This window comes from Sulfurimonas sp. (assembly GCF_019429335.1).
Taxonomy (GTDB): Bacteria; Campylobacterota; Campylobacteria; order Campylobacterales; family Sulfurimonadaceae; genus Sulfurimonas.
Genome location: NZ_JAHYJB010000052.1, coordinates 1 through 4,438 on the forward strand (window position 1 = coordinate 1; position 4,438 = coordinate 4,438).

General features: G+C 36.1%; 3 protein-coding genes. All 3 read left to right on the plus strand.

What is annotated here, in order from left to right:
- Positions 1–279 precede the first annotated feature (279 nt).
- The 3 genes from rsmA to K0A91_RS10635 all read left to right on the plus strand — a co-directional run bounded on the left by rsmA (position 280) and on the right by K0A91_RS10635 (position 4,357).
- On the plus strand, positions 280–1,083 hold the full coding sequence (gene rsmA / locus K0A91_RS10625) for a 16S rRNA (adenine(1518)-N(6)/adenine(1519)-N(6))-dimethyltransferase RsmA (protein ID WP_295010161.1): 804 nt from the start codon (positions 280–282) through the stop codon (positions 1,081–1,083).
- Positions 1,055–3,007 (plus strand): ribonuclease J, encoded by a 1,953-nt coding sequence (locus K0A91_RS10630; RefSeq protein ID WP_295010162.1) that lies wholly within the window; start codon positions 1,055–1,057, stop codon positions 3,005–3,007. The genes rsmA and K0A91_RS10630 overlap by 29 nt, the downstream gene beginning before the upstream one ends.
- A 195-nt stretch (positions 3,008–3,202) precedes the next feature.
- Positions 3,203–4,357: a GGDEF and EAL domain-containing protein gene (locus K0A91_RS10635; RefSeq protein ID WP_295010163.1), complete on the plus strand. Its 1,155-nt coding sequence runs from the start codon at positions 3,203–3,205 to the stop codon at positions 4,355–4,357.
- The last annotated feature ends 81 nt before the right edge of the window (positions 4,358–4,438 follow it).

The following is a 4,438-nucleotide window of genomic DNA, read 5'->3' on the forward strand; positions in this document are numbered from 1 at the left end:
CTATTTGATTGATGTTTTGTATTGTTTTTTTGGTAAAAAATTATACCATTTACACGATTTCAAAAGGCTTTTTAAAATTTAAATTAGCTTAAATTATTGGTTGTTTGTGGGAATCTGCAAGTGGCTCGTAATAATTAATATTATGTAAATATATAATAGATGAAGAGAACGATAGTTATGGTATGTTTATTGCTGTCTTCATAGACAAATGCAATGGAATAAGTATTTTTTTTTAGATATTAACTAATTATAAGTAAAAATAGTATAGAATAGTCGGTCATGGAAAAAATTGTAGCTAAAAAGAAATTCGGTCAAAATTTCTTAAAAGATAAGACCGTTTTACAAAAAATCGTCGAAGCGATGCCCAACAACGATAACAAAATCGTAGAAATTGGGCCTGGCTTAGGTGATTTAACTAAATATTTAGTAGATGTCAAAAGTGTAGAAGCTTTTGAGGTCGATACCGATTTGTGTAAACTGTTACAAAATAAGTTTGAAAAAGAGATCGAAACCAAGCAGCTTCACATTCATTGTGGAGACGTATTGACTACTTGGAAGAGTGAGCTTATAGATGAGTCGTATGATTTGGTGGCGAATTTGCCATACTATATAGCGACTAACATAATCTTAAAAGCCCTCGCAGATCCAAAATGCAAAAATATACTTGTAATGGTACAGCTTGAAGTGGCAGAGAAGTTTTGCGCACATGAAGGCGATAAGGTATTTGGTGCTTTGAGTATTATAACTCAAAGTGCAGGGGAAGCGCAATTGATTGTGAAGGTCCCTTCAAGTTCTTTTGAGCCTCAGCCAAAAATAGACTCCGCAGTTTTTTTGATAGAAAAACAGAGTGATAGATTTGACAAAGATTTTGAGGATATGCTTAGAGTTGCATTTACGCAACCTCGCAAAACTCTTATGAAAAATCTCTCTGCCGTTTATGAAAAAAATATACTTCAAGAAGTTTTTGAGAAACTTAGCCTAGCACAAACGATTCGTCCTCATCAGGTCTGCACCGATGACTATCACCAACTCTATAAACTAACAAGGAGTTTGGATGGAACAAGAGAACCAAGAAAGTGTTAAAAGCACTTCTCAAGAAAATCGTAAACAATACAACAACGATAAAAGACATAATAATAGTAGTAGGTCAAATAACCAAAATGCCAACAACCAAGCTGGAAGCAACCCTCAGGGAAGCGCTCAGCCAAGTAGCAATAAAAATAAAAATGCGTCAAAAGGGCGTCGTCGCCAAAGCTTGCCTGTAGATGAGAAACTAAGAGCATTTGTTGAGATAAATCAAGAAGCACACAAGCAGAGACTTAACCCGCACTATAAATTAGATTTAAATTCAAAAGAGAAAATCCGCATCACACCGCTTGGCGGACTTGGTGAGATTGGCGGAAACATCATGGTGTTTGAAACTGAGAAAGAGGCAATACTGATAGATGTCGGTATGAGTTTTCCGGATGAGGATATGCACGGTGTCGATATTTTGGTGCCTGATTTTACATATATTCGTGAGATAAGAAACAAAATTAAAGCAGTAGTTATAACTCACGCCCACGAAGACCACATCGGGGCTATGCCATATCTTTACAAAGAGATGCAGTTTCCCATATATGGATCACCGCTTCCTTTGGCTATGATAGGCAGTAAATTTGATGAACACCATATAAAAGATTTTAAACAGTACCTTAATCCTATTGAAAAAAGAAAACTGTATAAAATCGGCAATGACTTTGAAGTGGAGTGGATGCACATGACACACTCTATCATTGACTCATCTTCGCTGGCTATTACAACAAGTGCAGGAACGATTATCCATACTGGTGACTTTAAGATTGACCATACTCCGGTAGACGGCTATACGGCAGATTTGCATAGACTCGCTTATTACGGCGATAGAGGTGTGTTGTGTCTTTTGAGTGACTCTACCAACTCTCATAACATCGCACCTACACTATCAGAACTCAATGTTGCACCTGCACTTGATAGAGTGTTTGCAAAGGCTGAGGGAAGAGTAATTCTCTCAACATTTAGCTCAAATGTTCACCGTATTTACCAAGCGATACAGTATGGCGTAAAGTATGGACGTAAAGTGTGTGTCATCGGACGCTCAATGGAGAGAAATATTGAAGTTGCAATGCAGTATGACTATATAAAACTGCCAAAAAATATTTTTGTAGAACCTGAGCAAATTGCTTCAATGAATGACAAAGAGATACTGATAATTACAACTGGATCACAGGGTGAGCCTAGCTCGGCGTTGTTTAGAATGTCGATAGGCGAACATAGACATGTTAAAATCAAACCAAATGATTTAATTGTTCTTTCGTCACGCCCTATTCCGGGCAATGAGGGTTCAATATCGGGCATGCTTAACCATCTGCAGCGTGCCGGTGCAAGCATAAGCAATGACAGAGATATTCACGTCTCAGGGCACGCTTCGATAGAAGAGCAAAAACTTATGCTTCGTCTTGTCAACCCTAAGTTCTTCTTGCCTATCCACGGTGAATATAACCATGTTATGAGGCATAAAGAGACGGCAATGGTTTGCGGTGTTCCTGAGCGCAATATATATATTATGAATGACGGTGATACTGTTGAGATAGCTCCAAAATATATGAGAAAAGTAAAAACCGTAAGAACTGGCAAGACATATATTGATAACCAGAACAACCACAAGATAGATGATGACATCGTTATAGATCGCCAAAAACTTGCATCTGATGGTATAGTTATGATTGTAGCGCAGATTGACGGACAGCACTCCACAATGCTATCTAAACCTGTTGTAACATCATTTGGTCTGGTTGCCGACAAACAAGACAAATATTTCGCCAACGAGATAGAGGAAGTTTTAGAGCATTTCCTTGCAAATATAAAAGAGGGGCTTATTGAAAATGCAAGAGCACTGGAAAACGACCTTCGCCAAGTTGTGAGAAAGCATATCTATAGAAAAATGAAAAAGTATCCGCTTATTGTTCCGCATATTTTTGTGATGTAGATAGATATTTTTGACATGCGGAAAATATTCCGCATGCCGCTGCACTTTTTTACGCAAATGCTTCATCTAAATACACTATTAATTTCTAGTTTCTCTGCGCTATTGTAGTAAGTTGCTAGACACTTTTTCGATACCATTATCCAAATTTAACAAAATAGTTTGATTTCTTTAAATTTTTAAGACAACGGGGTAGTTTTGAGTATAAATAGTGTTTTTGCTGATATTATAAATTTACATCCTTCAAGAATAGCCGTTTATGATGAAAATGGGAATTTTTTATATGCAAACAGTAACTACATAAAAGCTTACGGTATTGAGGTATCAGAGAAAGAAAGTTTAAATTTTGATAAGATTAAACCGTATGAGGTAACATTCGAGTATATAAAATCTCAACTAATTACATCAAAGAGTTTCAGTATTCAAGAACTTGAAGATTCTACTTTATTTGAATCTCTATTTTTTTATACGACTTCAAAATATGTTATCCATATCTCATCAAATGTTACAACATTAAAAGAGGCAGACAAAAAAATCTACTATCATGCAAATTATGATTCACTGACTACGCTTCCAAATAGATCTTATTTTAAAAAACAACTCAAAAGCATACTTCAAGAATCTTCACAAAACGGCTCCAAAATAGCTCTGTTTTTTATAGACGTAGATAAATTTAAAGAGGTGAACGACACATACGGTCATGATGTAGGCGACAAGATGCTTGTTACCATAGCAAAAAGACTTTTAAACAGTGTTAGAAAAGATGACATAGTAGCTAGAATAGGCGGTGATGAGTTTGTTTTAATAGCCAAAGATATAAAAAATACAGAGATTATAGAACGTTTGGCACTTAAGCTGCAGAAGAGAATCAGAGAGCCTATAGAGATTGATACGCACATCTTCGATATAACGCTCTCTATCGGCATTGCAATATACCCGCAACATGGAACAACAAGCCAAGACCTTTTAAAAAATGCCGACATTGCCATGTATGAAGTTAAAAAAACTAAAAAGGATGATTTTAGGATTTATAATAAGTCGATGTCAAGCGAGTCAGCTACAAAATTATCGATGAAAACAGAGATAAGAAGAGCATTGGAACAAAACGAGTTTGTTATGCATTATCAACCGGTTATAGATTTTCGTACTAACTCTATTGTCGGGGCAGAGGCGCTTGTGAGATGGTATCATAGCAAAAGGGGCATACTGGAACCAAATGAGTTTTTGGAACTTATCTTATCGGGGGATATGGATAAAGAGTTTAACTGCATGGTTGTTTCAAAAGTTTTAAAAGATTTGACAATAATGAGCCACTTGCAAATTCAATCAAGCAACCAAGCCAACACCTTCTAACCTCAATTTTCTAACTTTTTAAAAAACTGATTTTAGCCATTGCCTGTAATTTTACAGTTTTTTGGCTGATTTACTTTAATT